Annotated in this window: 1 protein-coding gene; it reads left to right on the top strand. The window is 45.1% G+C overall.

The window, feature by feature from the left end; translation table 11 throughout:
• Positions 1-321 (top strand): UDP binding domain-containing protein (locus Q5762_RS37340; RefSeq protein WP_315896757.1); only part of this gene is annotated, 321 nt, incomplete at its 5' end.
• Between the last annotated feature and the right edge of the window lie 63 nt (positions 322-384).

Genomic DNA, 384 nt, shown 5'->3' with positions numbered 1-384 from the left:
CGTAAAGATTTTGTGGCTGATTCAATCATCAAGCGCCAGCCAAAAGTGGTGGGTATTTACCGTTTGATCATGAAAGCCGGGTCGGATAATTTCCGCGCATCGAGCATTCAAGGCATTATGAAACGGATTAAAGCCAAGGGTATTGACGTGGTGGTTTATGAGCCGGTACTCGATGAGCCGGAGTTTTTCCATTCACGAGTAATTAAAGATTTAAACGAGTTTAAACAAACCGCGGATGTGATTGTCTCTAACCGTATGGTGGAAGAGTTAGCGGATGTGGTCGATAAGGTCTACACCCGTGATTTGTTTGGTAGTGATTAGGGAAGAGCAGGTCCTAGGGGAAAAGCAAAATCCAAGAACCTAGGACCTAAAACCTAACTCCCC

Origin of the sequence: Streptomyces sp. P9(2023), from assembly GCF_032436795.1 — a bacterium.
In the GTDB taxonomy this organism is placed as follows: Bacteria; Actinomycetota; Actinomycetes; order Streptomycetales; family Streptomycetaceae; genus Streptomyces.
The sequence above is the reverse complement of the archived record's forward strand: the minus strand, read 5'-3'. Positions and strand labels throughout refer to the sequence as shown.